14 protein-coding genes, 1 rRNA gene and 1 pseudogene (1 of these 16 cut by a window edge) are annotated in these 17845 nt (G+C 47.0%); 6 read left to right on the forward strand and 10 right to left on the reverse strand.

Annotated features, from left to right (window positions below):
- Positions 1 to 114: ribosomal RNA gene (rrf, locus tag ABDB98_RS01000) — 5S ribosomal RNA — on the forward strand (it extends 2 nt beyond the left edge of the window).
- Positions 115 to 207: 93 nt separating this feature from the next.
- Here rrf and ABDB98_RS01005 read toward each other — a convergent pair.
- Positions 208 to 1419 carry an MFS transporter gene (locus tag ABDB98_RS01005; RefSeq protein WP_438421094.1) on the reverse strand — a complete coding sequence of 404 codons (1212 nt, stop codon included), beginning with the start codon at positions 1417 to 1419 and terminating at the stop codon, positions 208 to 210.
- Positions 1420 to 1647: 228 nt separating this feature from the next.
- Between ABDB98_RS01005 and ABDB98_RS01010 the strand changes: the two genes are divergently transcribed.
- From ABDB98_RS01010 to ABDB98_RS01030, 5 genes and pseudogenes are all read left to right on the forward strand, one after another.
- Positions 1648 to 2916 carry an aspartate aminotransferase family protein gene (locus tag ABDB98_RS01010; RefSeq protein ID WP_016936939.1) on the forward strand — a complete coding sequence of 423 codons (1269 nt, stop codon included), beginning with the start codon at positions 1648 to 1650 and terminating at the stop codon, positions 2914 to 2916.
- On the forward strand, positions 2913 to 3863 hold the full coding sequence (locus ABDB98_RS01015; RefSeq protein ID WP_438421095.1) for an inositol monophosphatase family protein: 951 nt from the start codon (positions 2913 to 2915) through the stop codon (positions 3861 to 3863). The genes ABDB98_RS01010 and ABDB98_RS01015 overlap by 4 nt, the downstream gene beginning before the upstream one ends.
- The gene (locus tag ABDB98_RS01020; protein WP_016936937.1) at positions 3838 to 4884 is read left to right on the forward strand and encodes a zinc-dependent alcohol dehydrogenase; all 1047 of its coding nucleotides are present in this window, start codon (positions 3838 to 3840) and stop codon (positions 4882 to 4884) included. The genes ABDB98_RS01015 and ABDB98_RS01020 overlap by 26 nt, the downstream gene beginning before the upstream one ends.
- 110 nt (positions 4885 to 4994) lie before the next feature.
- A pseudogene (locus ABDB98_RS01025) lies at positions 4995 to 5231 on the forward strand (STAS domain-containing protein); the annotation flags it as partial.
- Between the two features lie 150 nt (positions 5232 to 5381).
- Positions 5382 to 6323: a bile acid:sodium symporter family protein gene (locus ABDB98_RS01030; RefSeq protein ID WP_101605622.1), complete on the forward strand. Its 942-nt coding sequence runs from the start codon at positions 5382 to 5384 to the stop codon at positions 6321 to 6323.
- On the opposite strand, the gene ABDB98_RS01035 is transcribed toward ABDB98_RS01030, so the two are convergent.
- From ABDB98_RS01035 to ABDB98_RS01075, 9 genes are all read right to left on the reverse strand, one after another.
- Positions 6312 to 7064, reverse strand: coding sequence for an alpha/beta hydrolase (locus ABDB98_RS01035; protein ID WP_438421096.1), 753 nt, complete (start codon positions 7062 to 7064; stop codon positions 6312 to 6314). The genes ABDB98_RS01030 and ABDB98_RS01035 overlap by 12 nt on opposite strands.
- Complete coding sequence (gene feuC, locus ABDB98_RS01040; protein WP_438422090.1) at positions 7061 to 8071, reverse strand: iron ABC transporter permease FeuC; 1011 nt, start codon at positions 8069 to 8071, stop codon at positions 7061 to 7063. Before feuC ends, ABDB98_RS01035 begins: the two co-directional genes overlap by 4 nt.
- Position 8072: 1 nt before the next feature.
- Positions 8073 to 9080 (reverse strand): FecCD family ABC transporter permease, encoded by a 1008-nt coding sequence (locus tag ABDB98_RS01045; RefSeq protein ID WP_438421097.1) that lies wholly within the window; start codon positions 9078 to 9080, stop codon positions 8073 to 8075.
- A 19-nt stretch (positions 9081 to 9099) separates the two neighbouring features.
- The gene (locus ABDB98_RS01050; RefSeq protein WP_045926353.1) at positions 9100 to 10056 is read right to left on the reverse strand and encodes an iron-hydroxamate ABC transporter substrate-binding protein; all 957 of its coding nucleotides are present in this window, start codon (positions 10054 to 10056) and stop codon (positions 9100 to 9102) included.
- Between the two features lie 87 nt (positions 10057 to 10143).
- Positions 10144 to 11739 carry a bacillibactin transport transcriptional regulator Btr gene (gene btr, locus ABDB98_RS01055; RefSeq protein ID WP_438421098.1) on the reverse strand — a complete coding sequence of 532 codons (1596 nt, stop codon included), beginning with the start codon at positions 11737 to 11739 and terminating at the stop codon, positions 10144 to 10146.
- A 137-nt stretch (positions 11740 to 11876) separates the two neighbouring features.
- Complete coding sequence (locus ABDB98_RS01060) at positions 11877 to 13121, reverse strand: exo-beta-N-acetylmuramidase NamZ family protein (protein ID WP_438421099.1); 1245 nt, start codon at positions 13119 to 13121, stop codon at positions 11877 to 11879.
- A gap of 15 nt (positions 13122 to 13136) precedes the next feature.
- Positions 13137 to 15050 carry a glycoside hydrolase family 3 protein gene (locus tag ABDB98_RS01065; RefSeq protein WP_438421100.1) on the reverse strand — a complete coding sequence of 638 codons (1914 nt, stop codon included), beginning with the start codon at positions 15048 to 15050 and terminating at the stop codon, positions 13137 to 13139.
- Between the two features lie 46 nt (positions 15051 to 15096).
- On the reverse strand, positions 15097 to 16380 hold the full coding sequence (pbp4b, locus tag ABDB98_RS01070; RefSeq protein ID WP_438421101.1) for a penicillin binding protein PBP4B: 1284 nt from the start codon (positions 16378 to 16380) through the stop codon (positions 15097 to 15099).
- A gap of 18 nt (positions 16381 to 16398) precedes the next feature.
- A complete protein-coding gene (locus tag ABDB98_RS01075; RefSeq protein ID WP_438421102.1) occupies positions 16399 to 17766 on the reverse strand; it encodes a PTS transporter subunit EIIC in 1368 nt (455 codons plus the stop codon).
- Positions 17767 to 17845: the final 79 nt, after the last annotated feature.

The following is a 17845-nucleotide window of genomic DNA, read 5'->3' on the forward strand; positions in this document are numbered from 1 at the left end:
TGGTGGCGATAGCGAAGAGGTCACACCCGTTCCCATGCCGAACACGGAAGTTAAGCTCTTCAGCGCCGATGGTAGTCGGGGGTTTCCCCCTGTGAGAGTAGGACGCCGCCAAGCTATCTTGACCCAGTTCATCATGAACTGGTTTTTTTTATATGAAAGATGTATATATATAAAGCTAATGCCTTTCCAAGGCATTAGCTTTTTTGTTTATATTGATTTTGTTTTGCAGGTGTGATTTTGAAGACTGTTTGATTTTATTGTCTCGAGCATTCTTAAACTGAACACAATCAGCAGCATAAGAAGCATCAGTGCGGTAAACAGCCAGAATGCGGTTTGGGCAGGATATTCATCTAAGCTCCAGCCGACGGCGATCGGAAGGAGTGAACCTCCTAGTCCATTTGAGGCGAGCAGAATACTGGTGGTCGTTTCTGTCTTTCCGGGGTAAAAATGATTGGTGATGATCAGGGCAATTGCAAACATGCCGGCCATGAACAATCCTAAGAAGAAACAAAGGGCAAAACCAAACCATACGTTTTTACTTAAAGCTAGTACAGCAAGTGCAGCCAGACCGCCAATACTTATGATCCGGAGATAACGGTGATAGGTCAGCTTTTCAGATACCGGGCCTGTTAATAACCTGCCGATAATCATGCCGCTCCAATACACTGTTACTGTTATCGTTGCCAAGGAGCTGGGGATATCCCATTTTTCAGCGAAGATGGAGGGGATAAAATGCACAATTGAAACTTCACTGCCGCCGTAAAAGAAGAAATAAGCAGCCGCCAGCGCAATAAACAGCAGTCCGTGTGACCGATACCCGGGGCTTTTCTTTTTAGTATCATCAGAAGAGACCTCTTTGCGTATGAGAAGCTCATCAATGCTGCCGAAACTCATTTGCTTCCATGCGATTAAAAGTGCAAAACTGGATAACCCTAATACTAAGAAAGCAATTGTCCACATGTGATTGTTGATAAGAAAGCCTGAGAGCAGAGGCATGAACAGTGCCCCTAATCCGTAAGCCACTTCCATCTTGCTCATGGCCACGGCTTGTCTTTCTTTTATAGCCGTGAGGATGATTGTGCCTACGCAGGATTCCACCAATCCCGCGCCAAGTCCTGCGAGGCTGACGAGAAGAAAGAGCAGCGGCCAAGGTGGCAGGAAGGTGATGAAAATTTCACAGCTGATGAGCGCCAGCCCAAAGATAACGGCGTTTTTGCGTCCGAGTTTTTTCACCATGTAAGGCATTCCGATAACACCTATGAGGAAGCCCATGAACTGAGAAAATACTAATACTCCGCCATTACTGTAGCTTTGTGAATAATGTGTGAGTAACTCAGGCAGTACGGCTCCAAGAATGACAAGTGTAAAAGCAATCGATCCATAAGAGAAACAGCTTATCCACAGCAGACGAGTTTTCATCATTTTATCTCCTTATTGGTAAAATAATTTTTCTCTCTACATGTATGACATGTTGTTTTTACAAAAAATCCAAGTATTGTTACTATATCACATAACCTTTTCACGTACATCCCTTATGGTAACGTTAACAAATTGTTAACATTTTTTACAAGAAAGATCGTTGACATTATTTTCAATAATTAATACGATAAAAAGCGAGTTTCTAATAATTTCATAGGGGTGGTATTTGTGGGAACGAAGGAAATCACGAATCCAGACAGCTTGTATTACAGTGTTGACGATGTAGTCATGGAGCGCGGAGAAGGGATTTACCTGTACGACCAAGAGGGAAATGAGTATATTGATTGCGCCTCTGCCACGTTTAACTTGAATTTAGGATACGGTAACAAAGAGGTCATTGATACGGTTAAAGATCAAGCCGACAAGCTGATCCATGTGACATCGTCCTTTCAAACAGATGCCGTAAATAAACTAGCAGAAAAACTAGTAGAAATCGCCCCCGATAATCTCACAAAAGTACACCCTAAAGTCAGCAGCGGTTCCGGAGCAAATGAAGGAGCTATTAAAATGGCTCAGTATTACTCCGGAAAAACCGATGTCATCTCCTTATTTCGAAGCCACCTCGGACAAACGTATATGACTTCCGCTTTGTCCGGCAACTCATTCAGAAAAGAACCTTTCCCGCCGCAAATTTCTTTTGGCTTACAAGTTCCAGATCCCTATTGCAGCCGCTGTTTTTATAATCAGAAACCGGATTCATGCGGTATGCTGTGCGTAGAAAGAATTAACGATTTTATTGAGTATGCGAGCAATGGAAAAATTGCCGCCATGATTATTGAGCCGATATCCGGAAATGGCGGAAACGTCGTCCCGCCTAAAGAGTATTTTAAACAGCTGAGAAAGCTTTGTGATGAACATGAAATCGCCCTGATCTTTGATGAAATTCAGACCGGGTTCGGACGGACGGGCAAAATGTTTGCCGCGGACCATTTCGATGTGAAACCTAATATGATGACGGTAGCAAAAGGTCTCGGAGGCACAGGCTTCCAAGTCGCCGCCACTCTGACGGAGGACAAGTACACCGGGCTTCCGGGGTATACGCACTCCTTCACGTACGGGTCAAATGTGATGGCCGCCGCTGCCGCTTGTAAAACCATAGATATCATGCAGCGTCCGGGATTTTTGGAGAACGTAACGACAGTCGGTCATTATATTATGGATTGCTTAGAAACGATGAAAGAGGATTTTGCTTTTATTTCTGAGGTAAGAGGCGTCGGTCTGATGATCGGTGTGGAAATTGTCAAAGAAAACAATGAACCGGATGTGGAATTGACCAATTATATTGCCAAACGGGCGATGGATTACGGGCTGATTCTCCGGACATCCCGTTACGGATTCGGAAATGTATTTAAAATCCGTCCGCCTTTAACCATTACACTTAGTGAAGCTGAGGTGCTCTGCTACAGACTTCGCAAGCTATTGGAGGAAATCAAGTGAGAGACTATATCATTGAGCTTGGACAATTTGTTTATCAAAAGGTGAAAAATCAAAAAGGCACACTGAAAAACCGGCTTGTTAACGGATATTCACCTGGTGGCGACGCGCAATTTAATATAGACGCCGCTGCTGAGGAGGCGGTGCTGGATTATATCCAAGAAAAGGGCCATCCGGTTGCTTTTTACACGGAGGATGGCGGTCTGAAGCTGATTGGAGAAGATCCGCAATATATTTTAATTGTAGATCCGATAGACGGAACACGTCCGGCCGCCGCGGGGCTTGAAATGTCATGTATTTCGATTGCGCTTGCTTCATATAAGCCAAACGCAAAGATTAAGGATATCGAATTTGCTTTTTTGCTTGAATTGAAATCGGGCGCTTATATGTACGGTGATATTTACAGCGATGCTATTCAGTTTGAGGGGTATCAGGGAGAATTGCCGAATTTGAGCGGAGTGCAGGATATTAAGAATATGTTTTGGAGCCTTGAGTTTAACGGGCATCCGGCGCAGCTGATGACGGACGCATACGGTCATTTGATTGACCGGTCAGCCAATAACGGCGGAGTCTTTGTTTTCAACAGCGCTTCTTATTCGATTTCACGAATTATTACGGGGCAGATGGATGCTTATGTGGATATCGGCAATCGTCTGCTGAAAGATGATCCGGAACTGCTTTCAGATTTTCAGCAGGTCGGGAACGGACAGGTGCTGCACTTATTTCCTTATGATATTGCCGCAAGCGTCTTTTTGGCAAAGAAAGCGGGAGTGGTCATTACAGATGCGTACGGCCGGTCTTTGGACGAAACACTTCTGACAGATTTAAGTTATCAGAATCAGCAATCGTGTATTGCGGCATCAACGAAGGAGCTTCATCAAACATTATTAGACCAAATCCGCTGGGGCAGAAAGGAAGAGAGATATGAAAGCGTTGGTCTGGACTCCTAATGATAAGCTTGAATATCAAGAGGTGGACGAGCCTCAAATTCGAAAATCCAATGATGTGAAGGTGAAAATTTTCGGCACCGGAATCTGCGGCACGGACTTAAATGTGCTGAAGGGAAAAATGAATGCGACCCATCATATGATTATGGGGCATGAATCGGTGGGAGCGGTCACGGAAGTCGGACCGGACGTGACAAATGTAAAAGTCGGAGACCGCGTCGTGATAGATCCTACGCAATTTTGCGGGAAATGCCATTATTGCCGGAGAGGGCTGACGTGTTATTGCGAAACTTTTGAGGAGTGGCAGCTCGGAATCGGGGCGCACGGGACGTTTGCGGAATATTACGTGGGGGAAGACAGGTTCATGTACAAAATTCCGGATTCAATGGAATGGGAGCGGGCCACATTGGTTGAACCTCTCTCCTGTGTGCTGAATGTTGTGGATAAGGCTTCGATTCAGCCGGAGGACTCGGTTTTGGTTTTGGGGTCCGGACCGATCGGACTGCTTGTGCAAATGATGGTAAAAAAACTGGCGCGATTGACGGTTGCGACTGAAATAGGCAGTTTCCGGAGCGAGGCGGCAAGCCGGATATCGGATTATGTCTACCATCCTGAAGCATTGACTGTAGATGAAGTGAAACGGATTAATCAAGGAAGAAAATTTGATGTGATATTTGACGCGATCGGCAACCAGCTTGATTGGGCTTATCCTTTTATTGAAAAGGGAGGCAGAATTGTGCCGATGGGCTTTGATGATACGTATGAGATGACGGTCAGGCCGTACCAGCTGCTGTCAAACGGCGTGACGATTGTGGGTACAGGTGAAGCCCGGCAGATCATGGAAGCCGCGTTAGCATGCGCCTCCGATCTCCCCCAGCTCTATGACTTCATTACTGAAAAGACAGAACTGAAGAATTATGAAGAAGCCATTGATCATCTCATGGGCATCGACCCGGTGACAAAAGAAAGAAAGGATATCAGTGCAATAAAAACCATTCTTGTGTCTGATCCGGAACTTTTATAAAAGCGGAAGCGGCTCCAGTGAGAGCCGTTTTCTTTTCTGATTTACCCGGTCTTGTGCATTCTCTTAAAATTTAATATGATACTCTTTGTTAACAATTCCTTTCCTCAACGACATATAAGATAACGGGACAGATCTTTTTTGCTTCCGTGTCTGAGCTGATGAATGCCATCGTTTATGATGAAGGCGTGAAGCGGATTGTCATTGATTTGACTGATGCTCACGTGTGGGATGATTCTGGAGCGGCGGCTCTTGAGAAAATTGTCGGCAAATGTAAAGAATATGGGATTGAAGCTGAATTAAAGGGATTAAATCAGAAAAGCCGAGATTTAATGAAACAAATGGCATAGAATTTGTGAAGTCCGGATGAATATATCCGGGCTTTTTTTCGGTTAAATTCGCCGCTGTGCATTGTTATAATGAATGAGACTTGAAAACCGTATATAGGGGACTTGCATATGATGTGGCTTCAGAAGTTGAACCAAGTGTTAGGGAGAATCATGCCGCTGTTGACTCCGTCAAGTGTGGCGGCGGGTGTGCTGTTATCTCAGCATATCAGCTGGATGGCCGGGGCTGTGCCGTGGATTTTTGCATTTATTACATTTACGGGCAGTCTGAGTGCCAATTTTCAATCGCTGAAGCGCAGTATTGAGCAGCCGCTTCCGATGATTATGGCATTGTTTGTTCTGCATATTTTTATGCCTGTTTTTGCATGGGGAAGCGGCCACCTGATATTCAGCGGTGACCCTTTAACCGTGACGGGGCTGATTATGGGTGTGGTAATCCCGACCGGAATTACGAGTTTGATTTGGGCTGCGATGTATAAGGGAAATGTCGGATTGACGCTGTCTATTATCCTTGTTGATACCGTGCTGTCTCCTTTTATCGTACCGTTAAGCCTTTCTGTCCTGGCCGGGGCAAATGTTCAGATGGATGTATGGGGAATGATGAAAGGGCTGGCGGAAATGGTGGTGATCCCGTCTATTGCAGGGATGATGGTCAACCAGTTTTCTCCGCCACTAAGGACTCAGGCGATAAGCCGGACGCTGTCTCCATTTTCAAAAATCTGTCTGATGATTGTCATTGCCATTAACAGTTCGGAAATCGCGCCGTATATCACGCACGTGGATATCAAGTTTGCGGGCATCGCGGCTATGGTATTTTTTATTGCCATGACGGGTTATGCCGTGGCTTGGCTGATCGGAAGGCTGATGAAGCGGAGCCGGGATGAAATTGTGTCTCTGATTTATACGGGAGGCATGCGTAATATCAGTGCGGGAGCCGTTCTTGCCGTTTCTTTTTTTCCGTCCCAAGTGGCGGTTCCGGTCGTCATCGGGATGCTTTTTCAGCAAATCCTTGCCGCTTTGTTCGGCTATTTGCTGAGACGTTTTGAACTTAAACCGGTCGTGATGAAGTATGAAAAAAACCGCTCAGCCACGTGAGCGGTTTTTTCCGTATAGCCAGCTTAGAGCTGAATTGAATTGTCTTTTGAACGCTTCTTGATGGTGCACGGCGCCCTCTTCGACCGTGAAAGAGAGCTGCGTTTGAGAAAAGCCTTTTTGCCTCAGGCTTTCATGCACGTCTCGATTTTTTTGGATCATGGTGTTTTGAATGTTGTTTTTATGCTCTGCTTCACGGCTCCCGACAGACATGTAGATACGCTGCCGTGCCTGCTGCAAAGACGCGGAGCGGACAAAGTCAGCCGATTTTTCATACCAAAAGGACCCGGAAATACAGCCGATTCTGCCGAATGTCTCAGGCTTCAGTAACATCGCATATATCGAAAACAGTCCTCCTAATGATGCGCCGATCAGTCCTCTTGTATCCGGATCGGCAGACATGGGATGCATACTTTCAACCGTTGGAATGATGACGTTTGTCAGCTCCTCAAGAAAGAGGCTCCCTTTGCCGCCGAAATCAGGAAACGCAGGACTCAGGGAAGGCACAGGCCATGGCGTGTACTCATCGAGCCTGTTATCCGGTTTGATGCCGGCGAGAATCAATTCAGGGAGTTTTCCGTTTGTGAATCGGAGTTCAAGCTTCTCCATCTGCTCTAAAAACAAATCGCCCCCATCAAGCACGTAGGCACAGGGTAAAGCCTTTGTTTGAACCGGAGCGGAGGGAGGAAGGTACACCGTGCATTCCTTTCCGTTTATCCGGTGTTTTGTAAGTGTGCCTCTCAAGCATCCAACTCCTTTTTTTGCTTAAACAGAAGAAAAAAGAAATAAGGAACACCGAGAATCGCAAGAATAATGCCCGCCGGAACCTCTGAAGGCTGAAAGAATAATTTGCCCGCAAAATCAGCGGATATGACGAGCAGCATACCGACCAGTCCGCTGACAGGTAATGAATATCTGTGTTCAATGCCGGCAAGCCTGCGGGAAATATGAGGCGCGATCAGTCCGACAAATGCCATGCTGCCCGCTGCAGTTACACATGCGCTGATCAAAGCGATGCAGGCAACGAGTAAAATGGTTTTTTCTTTATTGGTTGAGACTCCGAGGCTTTTCACCGTGTCCTCATCGAAACGAATTGTATCCAGCAATGACGTTTTCGCCATCAGCAGAGGAATGAACACGATCAGCCACGGCAGTATTGCGGTAATGGTCATCCAGTTTGCCGACCAGATGCTGCCGTTCTTCCAGACCATCGCCATCTCATAATCCTGCGGGTCCATTTTTAATGAAAGAAATAAAGACAGCGCGCTGAATCCGGAATTCATGGCGATTCCCACAAGAATAATTCTTCCGGATTCTAAATGCCCCCGGTGCCAGGCGAAAATATAAATCAGCACGGCCGCCATCAATCCGCCGATGAGCCCAAAGACAGGCATGCCCATTGCGGAGGCAAGCGCCGTCGCTTCAGATTGACCCTGAAACAGAAGCATAAACATGACGATTCCCGCACCGGCTCCGGCATTGATGCCCAAAATGCCGGGATCGGCAAGCCCGTTTTTGGTAACGGCCTGAATAACGGCTCCGGCTATCCCTAATCCGAGTCCGACGGCAGCCGCCATGACAATACGCGGCAGCCTCAGCTGAAACAGCAAAATGTCATATTGAGGATTCGGATGGATGCGGAAAAGCGCACTGAGCAGTTCACCCGGCTTTGCTGAAAAAGACCCGCTGGTCATGCTGAAATAACTTACGAGCAGGATGAGAGCAATCAGAATGATATAGATTCCGGCCATTTTACGCACCACGCTGATCCCCTCCTTTTCTTTTAATTAAATAAAGAAAGAAAGGAACACCGATGATAGAAGTGACAACTTCAATAGGCGTCTCAAACGGATAATTGATCAATCGGCTGGCGAGGTCGCAAAGGGTCAGGAAGACGCCGCCGATGATGCACGCGCAGGGAATCAGCCGGCTGTAATCCGATCCGACGAGAAAACGGGTGATGTGCGGAACGACCAAACCGACAAAGGCAATTTTTCCGGCGAGCGCCACCGAGCTTCCGGTCAATATGACAACGGCCGCCATTGCCATGAGTTTGATGGTTCTTTTCTGCTGTCCCAGACTTTTTGAAATGTCGTCTCCTAATGATACGGCTGTGACCTTTTTGCTGAGAATTATGGCTGTGATGATTCCGAGTGCAAAAAACGGGACGGCCAGTTTCAAAAAATCAGGGTTCATTTGATGCAGTCTCGCACTGTACCAAAAACTGAGATCCTGCGAGATTTGAAAATAAATCGAAAGCGCAGCCGACAGACTGCTGAGAAGCATACTGGTCACCGTTCCGATAATGGCAAGCTGCACCGGGGTAAAACCGCCGGGAAGAATGGAGGCCAGCCCGAAAACAAGGGCAGCGCCGAATGCGGAACCGATAAACGAGTATATGATCATTTCAATGGATGTTGATTGAGGGAGCAATACCATGCAAAGGGTAATGATAAAAGCGGAGCCGTCCGACACACCCATGATCGAAGGCGAGGCCAGATAGTTCCGTGTGATTCCCTGCATGAGCGCCCCGGAAACAGCAAGGGCGGCGCCGATAAACATAGCGCCAACCGCCCTCGGGATTCTTGAATGCCATATGATCTGATGGTTGGTATTCTCCGGATTAAAGTGCAGCAATGCGGAGAACACGGTATGGAAGTCAAGCTGCTTCGCGCCGTATAAAACGGAAAGCAGCAGTGACAGAACAATGGCAATCGGTGAAGCGATGATAATCATGTGTGTCCGCCGTTTTGCATACATGTGAAAAACCTACTCTTTATTAGTCTTGAGTCAATTTGTCAGCCGCAACCTGTAAGAAGCGGATTTTACTCCAAGCCGTTCCGCCTTGGGCTAATGGATCGATCGTATTGACGTATACATGGTCTTTTTTGACTGCCGTCAGGCTCTTCCAAATCGGATTTTTCTCTAAGTCTTTCAAAGCGTCCGGCTTATCTGCGTTTTCATCATCAGAAAATTGTACGAATATATGGTCGGGGTTCATTTCGCTTAATTTTTCAAGAGAAATCAGCTCCTGCGCTTTCGCCGCTTTCACTTCGTCCGGCGCCTTCAGGCCTAAATCACCGTAAAGCGTAGAGTTGAAATAAACTTGTTCAGGATAAATGTAAATATTGCCTTGTCTGATTCTGATGACCAGCGCGTTTGCCTGTTTTGCTTTGCTGTTCATCTTTGTTTTCGTCTTTTTCAGATCCTGGTCGTAATCAGCAATGATTTTTTTCGCTTTTTCCTCTTTGCCTGTAAGCTGGGCAAGCAGCATCATGTTCTCTTTCCAGTTTGATGAGATATGAGAGACAGGAATGGTCTCAGCCGTGCCGCTCAATTTCTTTATCGTTTTTTCAGGGAATTTGGTTGATGCCAGAATGACGTCCGGCTGCAGTTCAAGAATCTTTTCCATATTCGGCTGCATTTTTTCACCTGTTGATACGGATTTATCTGTAATATCTTTAAACAGTTCCGGGAATTTGCCGGAGAATGATATCGCTCCTGCCGGATGGACGTCGAGCAACTTGGCGTCTTCCATTGATTCTACGCTGCCCGTAATGGCGATTTTGTCAGTCGGCGCTTTGACTTCATATGTTTTTCCGAGATATTCGATTTTCTTTTTATTTGAAGAAGCGTCCTTACCTTTACTTGCTGTATCAGATGTTTCTGAGCTTCCGCAAGCCGCGGCCGTGAAAGCCAAAAGCAAAATCATGAAAGCGAATGCCAATTTCTTCATCTATTGTTCCTCCTGTTCAATTGATAACTATTATCAATTGGAATTATAGAGAATGAACAAAGATAAGACCATGGACAATTTCCGGTATTACCATGGACGATCTTCGGAAAAAAAGGAAATGCTTTGTTCAATCATCCGCTGATGCCCGCTTGGAGAATATTCAATCCACGGGTCAGATGAAACGGGAAACACACGTTTATTGCTGACGGCTCTAAGGTTCTGCCATATTTCAGACTGCTGAATGCGCTGAAAATAGCGAAGCGTTTCCGGTTCTTTGCAAGTGAAAAGCATGATGCAATCAGCTTGGCAATCCGCCAGCATTTCCAATGAAATCTTTTCGTCAGGAGCAAAAGATTCCGGTTTTGCGGAGGTAAAGCCCAGATCACCGAAGAAGACATCCTCAATGCTGTTGTTATGGGCGATATACATATTTTCTTTATATATACGGACAAATAAGAAACGCTGATGCCGCACGTGTTCAAGAGCGTCTTTTGCTGAGTGTATGAGATTTTGATAGGCTTCAAGCCAGTGCCGTGCTTCCTGTTCTTCATTCAAGTATGCAGCTGTGTGAAGAAACTGGTCTTTCCAATTGTCTTGAGTCGGAATGTAGAAAACTTCGGTGATGTCATTCAGACGCTGTTTTTCTTCTTCACTGACAGAATCCAGACTGAAAATGATGTCCGGCGCAGCTTGAGACAGCGTATGCAGGTTCTCTTCCCAATTTGCGTTATAGCGGTAAGCGCTGAGGTGCACGGGAATGTCTGAAGAGAATTGTTTATAGTAATAGGCCGTCCATTTCGGATGAAGCGTTGCAGCGTAAGGTACGTGATGCAGAGGAATCAGATGTCCCATCATTTCTTTCCCGTACGCGGCCATTTTTGTGCGCCTTTTTTTCATATAGCTTGTAGGTGAGCTGCCCGTATGTTTTTTAAAGATGCGGCTGAAATAAAATTCGTCTTGGTAGCCGATTTGATGAGCGATTTCCCGCAGTTTGCAGCTGGCCTTGGCCATCAGTTTTTTCGCATTGGTTATGCGGATGTCTGTGATATATTCTGTTACGCTTTGTCCATATAGTTTTTTAAAGGTTTCACTGTAATGCTTAGGACTGATTCCCGCCATTTGAGCAAGCTGGGTAAGTGTGATTTTTGTGTCGGATTGTGCATGTATGAATTGTTTAGTCTGTTCGATCGCCGCTTTTGTATTGTTTTGATGGCACACTTTTGCGGCATAAAGGTCGTACATCAGCTGCTGAAAGTCGGCTGTTGATTTCATTTTCTGCAATTCATCCGCCGATCGCGCGTTTTCGGAAAGTGACTGAAGCCGGCTTGTCAGGTGTTCAACCGTTTGCAAATTCATTTGCTGAAGTCCGCGGAAGATGTCTCCCCCGTTATCCGGAAGCATCGCTTTATCATCTGATGAATATGAGAAAATACGGAGTCTGACGATATATAAATGGATGCCGTCTGACGATGCAGGGTCAATATTGAATGTCTCATCACAAGGACAGATGTAGAGCGTCTCCTTCTGCAGCGGGAAGCTGTCTGTTCCGATATCAATTTGTCCCTCGCCTGTCACATGAAAGATCAGTACCGGGGAATCAGTGAGCTGATGCTCTGACAAAAGGTCTGCTGTTTTTTTTACGGAGATGATATCAATTGGGTGAAAGAATAATGTGTTTTTCATGAGAAACCACCTTTTAGGAAACATTCATTTAAATGATAACTGTTATCATTTGAATTGTACCAAATAAATGAATGTTTTCCTATAAAAAGCGGAAATGTGAAATACGTCAAAATGTTACACGTGTAACACGAATGTTGTCAGTATATGAGGTATTGCTTTCTTACAAGCTTGAATTGATCAAGCCGGCGTTGATAGGTGGTGGTGATGTCTTGAATGGAAGCGCCTTGTTCTATTTTTTTGCGTACCCAGCCGTTGCCAATCAGCTTGTCAAAAGCTCCTGTCGGCAGAAATGAGAAGTCATTCGGATATAAGTCATGCATGGTTTTCAGAATGGAGAGCCCTGTTTTTGCCGCTTCAAAGGTGTTTCTGTTCGTTACGTAGACTTGTACGCCGTGACATAGCTTGCCCTGGTGCTTGGAGAAGCTGGGGATAAATGAAGCGGCTCTGAAGGTGACGCCCGGAAGCTTGAGACTGTTAAGGCGTTCTTCGAGCTCGGTGCTTTTCATATAAGGTGCGCCGATAAGTTCAAACGGCTTTGTCGTGCCCCTTCCTTCAGATACGTTCGTGCCTTCGATTAATCCTGTCGCCGAATAAGCGAATATGCTGTCCGGGGTCGGGATGTTAGGCGAAGGGAGGACGAACGGCAGGCCGGTATCTTCAATGGTCATCGTCCGCTTCCAGCGCTTCATCTTTACGACGGTGAGGTCGGCGCCAATATGAAACTCTTTATTGAATAAAAGAGCAAGCTCGCCGATGGTCATGCCGTGTTTCAGCGGGATTGGATACAGTCCGACAAATGAAGCGTAGTCAGGTTCAAGAACCGGGCCGTCCGGATGTCGTCCGCCTTGCGGATTCGGCCGGTCCAAGACATAAAAAGGAATGCCTTTTTCTTTGGCCGCCTCCATGGCATAGGCCATTGTATAAATGTAGGTGTAGTATCGCATTCCGACATCCTGAATATCGAAAATCAGCACATCGGTATCTTTCAGCATGTCAGGCGTCGGTTTCCTCGTTTCTCCGTACAGGCTGTAGACGGGAAGCCCTGTTTTTTCATCTATATAGGATGTGACTTTGTCTCCGGCCTGAGCGTCGCCGCGAACACCGTGCTCGGGTCCGAATAATGCCGTCAAATGCATGTCTTGTGCCTCATAAAGCACGTCAACGCTGCTTTTTAATGTTGAGTTCACACCGGTCGGATTAGTGATCAGTCCGATTCTTTTTCCCTTCAGTTCTTGTTTATAATCTTTCAGCAGGCGGTCAATGCCTGTTTGGATGCTTGGTTTTTTGGCAGTGTGTGTGTTTCTGTCAGAAGCCGCCGAGACTGCCGTCATAGCACTGATGACGACCAGTCCGGCGAGAAGTGCAGCCGTATGTGTTTTCATGATCAGCCCTCCTGTTTAAAGCGGTTTTCCGGTCTTCAGGTTGATACCGAAACCATAAGGATACAGTGTCGTTCCCGGATGGGTGACGGAAGGAATAGCAGCGGGCAGCCTGCCTTTCGGTTTTGTCTGCCCGAATATCGCTTCAATGCCTGCCGGAATGTTTGGCTGGAGAAATTGTCCGTCTGCATATCCTTTAAACCCGTAGACTGCGATAAGGGCGTCAGCTTCTTCAAAATTCGCGGCGTCGTAAGGATTCCGAAGACTCATCAGCACAAAGGGTTTTTGGTTCGACTGCGCAGCCTTCATGACGGCCCGCGGAAACGCGGTCGTCCATTTGCCGGGATCTGTGACGGAATCGTCAATGACGCCGTCGTTTACGACAGGATCATTTTTTACGACATATGAGCCTGTAATGACGTAATCAGCGTCTGATACCAGCTTTTTGTGCTCATCATGAAAAGTGCGCTCGGCGAAGTTCATTTTACTGATGGTTACCGGCCGGATTTTTTTCTTCTTGATGAGCTGCCGAATGGTTTGTTCCATTGACGCTGTTTGATCTTCATAAGGAGCGGCAAGGAGAACGCGGCTGTTCTTTTTCGGTTTGAATGGGAGCGTGCGGTTTTTGTTTTGTAAGACGGTGACGGATTTTTCCGCGATTTGTTTTTCAGCCTTCAGATGGTTTTTGCTGCCAACGGTTTTATGCGCTTGAGCAATCTTCTTTTTCAGACTTGTTTCTTTCGGAGCGGGATATATCCCTCGTTTTATTTTCAGGGAAATGATGCGCTCCACCGATTTATTGATTTGCTGAAGAGGAATATCCCCTTTTTGAACCGCCTTTTTTAAAGCGGAATGAACTTGGGCAAAGCGGTTTTCTGTTTGCAGCGATGTCACTTGGGCCGGCATCAGGGCGATGTCGACTCCTGCTTTTATTGCCATGACGACCGCCTCTTCCTGGCCGAAATGATCGGCAATGGCTTTCATGTTTAATGCATCCGTCACGATGACGCCGTTAAACCCCATTTCCTCACGGAGAAGATGAGTCATCACTTTTTTCGAGAGTGTGGCGGGTACAAGAATGTCTGAACCGTCCAGCTTGCTTTTATAGGTTGTATCGTCAAAAGCGGGAAATTGCACATGGGCTGTCATGATCATATCGGCCCCGGCCTGAATGGCCTGACGGAACGGATACAGTTCGATCTGCCGCAGCCTTTCTTGACCGTGGGTGACAAGAGGAAGGCCGTAGTGGCTGTCGACATCCGTGTCGCCGTGTCCCGGGAAATGTTTGATGGCGGAAGCGACATCCTGTTTTTGCTGAGCCTTCATTGAGGCAAGGCCGAGTGACGCTGTCAGATCAAGGTCTGAACTGAATGACCTGACACCGATGACCGGATTTCCGGGATTATTATTGATATCGAGAACGGGAGCGAAATTCGTATTAATGCCGAGTGCTTTCAATTCTTTCCCGATAATGGCGCCGGTTTGGGACGCGTAGGCTGTTTTTCTTGCGGCCCCGAGTGCCATATTGCCTGGGAAATGAGTGCCCTCACCAAGTCTTGTTACGATGCCGCCTTCTTGATCAATGCTTAATAATAGCGGAATGTCAGGGCTTGCTTTTTGAAAGGCATCTGTCAGGCGGACCGTTTGTTCAGTGTTTTTTACATTTTCTGCAAATAAGATAACGCCGCCGAACCGGTACTTTTGAATAAGCCCTGTGACTTCGTCATTCATTTGAGTAAGAGCCTCAGGTGATGACTGCCCCTTTTTTTTCCAATTGCGAAAGTCAGGCATGAGCATCTGCCCTAATTTCTCATCTAATGTCATGCGGGATACCGTTTGTTCCGCTTGTGACGGAATGTCCGGTTTTGTCGATGCATGATGCATGCCGAAAACAATAAACAACAGTAATACAGCTGAGATGACAAGTTTCATAATGGTGCCCTCCTGCCGTCATAGTTTGGACAAAAGACATAGGTTGTCATTCAATGGCTTCGTAAATCGCTTTTACGACGCTGCCGTAGCTTCCGGTCGGGAAAAGGTCCCCTTCAAAAACATTCGGATTTTCACCGGGGCTGACGACGGGGGAATGCTTTTTGTTGGTCAAAAGCGCGATCCCGAGATGATAAGCGGGGTCAATGATCGTGACGGTGCCGGTCCATCCGGTATGGCCGTAAGCCTGCCTGCTTGCATAAGGGCCGAACATCCACTCCATATCAGGGCTGCCGTTTTTCCGCCAGCCGAGAGCGAAAGTCGGGTCAGAGGATGCCGCTGTTGTGAACAGATCGGCCGTTTGCCGAGTGAAGAGAGAAACGTGTTTGTAACTGCCGCGGTTCAGCATGACTTGCAGTAGGACGGCCATGTCATCAGCGCTTGAAAACAGTCCTGCATGGCCGGACACCCCTCCCATTGAGTAAAATGCTTTTTCGTCATGAACCTCCCCTTGCAGCGTATACGTCCTGATATGAGGAAAATGGATAACTCCGTCACGTGTGTTGCCTAAACGTTCAGTAGCTGCGAATGTTTTTTCTTTGAAGCCTTTTTGCAGCGGGTTAAACAGTGTGTGCGTCAGTTTCAGCGGTCTGTACAGTTCTTGTTCCGCATAGGCATCAAGGGTTTTTCCGGTTATGTTTTCAATGATGCAGCCGAGCAGCATGTAACCGATATCGCTGTATACGTGTTTTGTTCCCGGTTTGTATTCAAGCGGGATCCGGGTGAGAAAACTAATGGTTTTGTCCCGTTCTTGTGAATAAAAAGGGCCTGCGGTGTCCGGCTTATAAAAATAAAAGCTTGCCGGCAGACCGGATTGATGCTGCAGCACATCAATGACGCGTATGCGGTCTTTTCCTTGTATCGGATCGCTTTTCCTGTCTTTGAAATCGGGAAGGTAAGCCGAGATTTTTTGATACACATCCAGCTTTCCCTGGCTGACGAGGCGCTGTAATGCAAAATTCGCCGCAAACATTTTTGTGTTGGAAGCTAAATCAAACATGGTTGATGTTTTCATTTTTTTCGGACGGGATAAAAGGCTGTTCCCGTCATATTTTTTGCTGTAGCCGTATGCTTTCTTTTTGATCACCCGTCCGTCCTTTACGACGACGAGGACGGCTCCCGGGAATCCTGCTGCGATGTCTTTTTCAATCATTTGATCAACCTTTCTGAGCTTTGCTGTGTCGTATAATTTAGATTGGGCTCCGGCTTTGTGCTGCGGCAGAAAAGAGAGGCTGATGACCATGGTGAGTACGGCGGCTGCCAGTGTTTTCATATTCTGTTCCCTCCCGCCTTATTCAAATTCAGCAGCCATGTCATCCTTAAACCCGAAAGCATAGGTGAAGACAAAGCCCGCCGCATAAGAGATGAAGAGACCGATGATATACAAAACGATTTGAGCCGGCTGTACGAGAAAAGAGAGCGGAAGGCCGGAGACACCGATTGAAAAAGTCGCTACTTGAAAATGAGCTTGAAAGGCGCCTCCGATACCCGCCCCTAAACACGCTGTTAAAAACGGCCGGCCGAGCGGGAGTGTGACGCCGAAGATGAGCGGCTCCCCGATTCCGAGCAGACCGGATGGAAGTCCGCCTCCAATCGCTCTTTTTAATGAGGCTTTTTTTGTTTTCATAAAGATGGCGAAGGCCGCGCCTACTTGACCTGCTCCTCCCATTGCGAGAATCGGCAGAAGCGGGTCATCCCCGATGGATCGGATGAGTTCCAAATGCACGGGAGTCAAGCCTTGATGCAGGCCGGTGATGACAAGCGGCAGGAAGGCGGCTCCTAATACAAATCCCGACAGCACTCCCCCGACATTCAGCAGCGACAATAAACCTGATGTAATCAAATCAGAAATAAAACCGCCTGCAGGGATGAAGATGACATATGTCACCAGTCCGGCGATGAGCAAAGACAAAGTTGGCGTGACGATAATGTCGATGGATTGATGGACGTACTTTCTGATAAACCGTTCGGTATAAGCGATAAAAATCGCAGCGAAAAGAACGCCGATTAAACCTCCCCTGCCAGGGAGCAGATTCTCTCCGAACAAACTGATATTGGCGATCTCGGGGTTTAAGATCAATATGCCTGCAAGGCCGCCCATTGCGGGTGTTCCGCCGAATTCCTTCGCCGCATTGATACCGACAAGGACGCCGAGGTAAGCGAATAAGCCTGAACCGATAACCGTTAAAATAAGTGCGATTTGAGATTCTTTCGGGAGCCAGCCGGCCTGAATGACGGCTTTCGTCATGCCGGTGATTAAACCTGATGCAATGAGTGCGGGAATTAGAGGAATGAAGATGCTTGATATTTTTCTCAGAAGCAGTGTGATGGGTGTTGTATTTTTTCTGTTAAGATCGGCTTTTTTCCGTGAGGCGGCTTCTTTTAAATCAATGTTTTTTCCGGGTGACACCAGTTTTGCGAAAGCGTCGGCGACATGATTGACGACACCCGTGCCGAGAATGATCTGCAGTGTTTCGGCTTCGACGACGCCTATTACCCCGTCAAGACGTTTCAGCGCTTCAATATCCGTTTTGTCCTGATCTAAAGGCGTAATTCTCAGGCGTGTCATACAGTGGGTAAAGCCCGAAATATTCGTTGAACCGCCGCAGTTGTCCAGAATATCTTTGGCCAGCGACTGATAAAATGCCTCTTTGCTCATGAAGACCCTCCTCTTTCTGTACGATTTTTCCCGCGGAGCTGTGCCCGAAACGCGTCCTGAAAGCGCCTGCGCCGATCAT

This window comes from Bacillus siamensis, assembly GCF_051628075.1.
Classification (GTDB): Bacteria; Bacillota; Bacilli; order Bacillales; family Bacillaceae; genus Bacillus; species Bacillus siamensis.

Coding starts and splice junctions, on each gene's coding strand:
- ABDB98_RS01050 (WP_045926353.1), bottom strand. CDS start 10,056: ATGAAGAAATTGGCATTCGCTTTCATGATTTTGCTTTTGGCTTTCACG.
- ABDB98_RS01075 (WP_438421102.1), bottom strand. CDS start 17,766: ATGAGCAAAGAGGCATTTTATCAGTCGCTGGCCAAAGATATTCTGGAC.
- feuC (WP_438422090.1), bottom strand. CDS start 8,071: ATGGCCGGAATCTATATCATTCTGATTGCTCTCATCCTGCTCGTAAGT.
- ABDB98_RS01020 (WP_016936937.1), top strand. CDS start 3,838: ATGAAAGCGTTGGTCTGGACTCCTAATGATAAGCTTGAATATCAAGAG.
- ABDB98_RS01065 (WP_438421100.1), bottom strand. CDS start 15,050: ATGAAACTTGTCATCTCAGCTGTATTACTGTTGTTTATTGTTTTCGGC.
- ABDB98_RS01045 (WP_438421097.1), bottom strand. CDS start 9,080: ATGTATGCAAAACGGCGGACACACATGATTATCATCGCTTCACCGATT.
- btr (WP_438421098.1), bottom strand. CDS start 11,739: ATGAAAAACACATTATTCTTTCACCCAATTGATATCATCTCCGTAAAA.
- ABDB98_RS01060 (WP_438421099.1), bottom strand. CDS start 13,121: ATGAAAACACATACGGCTGCACTTCTCGCCGGACTGGTCGTCATCAGT.
- pbp4b (WP_438421101.1), bottom strand. CDS start 16,380: ATGAAAACACTGGCAGCCGCCGTACTCACCATGGTCATCAGCCTCTCT.
- ABDB98_RS01005 (WP_438421094.1), bottom strand. CDS start 1,419: ATGAAAACTCGTCTGCTGTGGATAAGCTGTTTCTCTTATGGATCGATT.
- ABDB98_RS01030 (WP_101605622.1), top strand. CDS start 5,382: ATGCCGCTGTTGACTCCGTCAAGTGTGGCGGCGGGTGTGCTGTTATCT.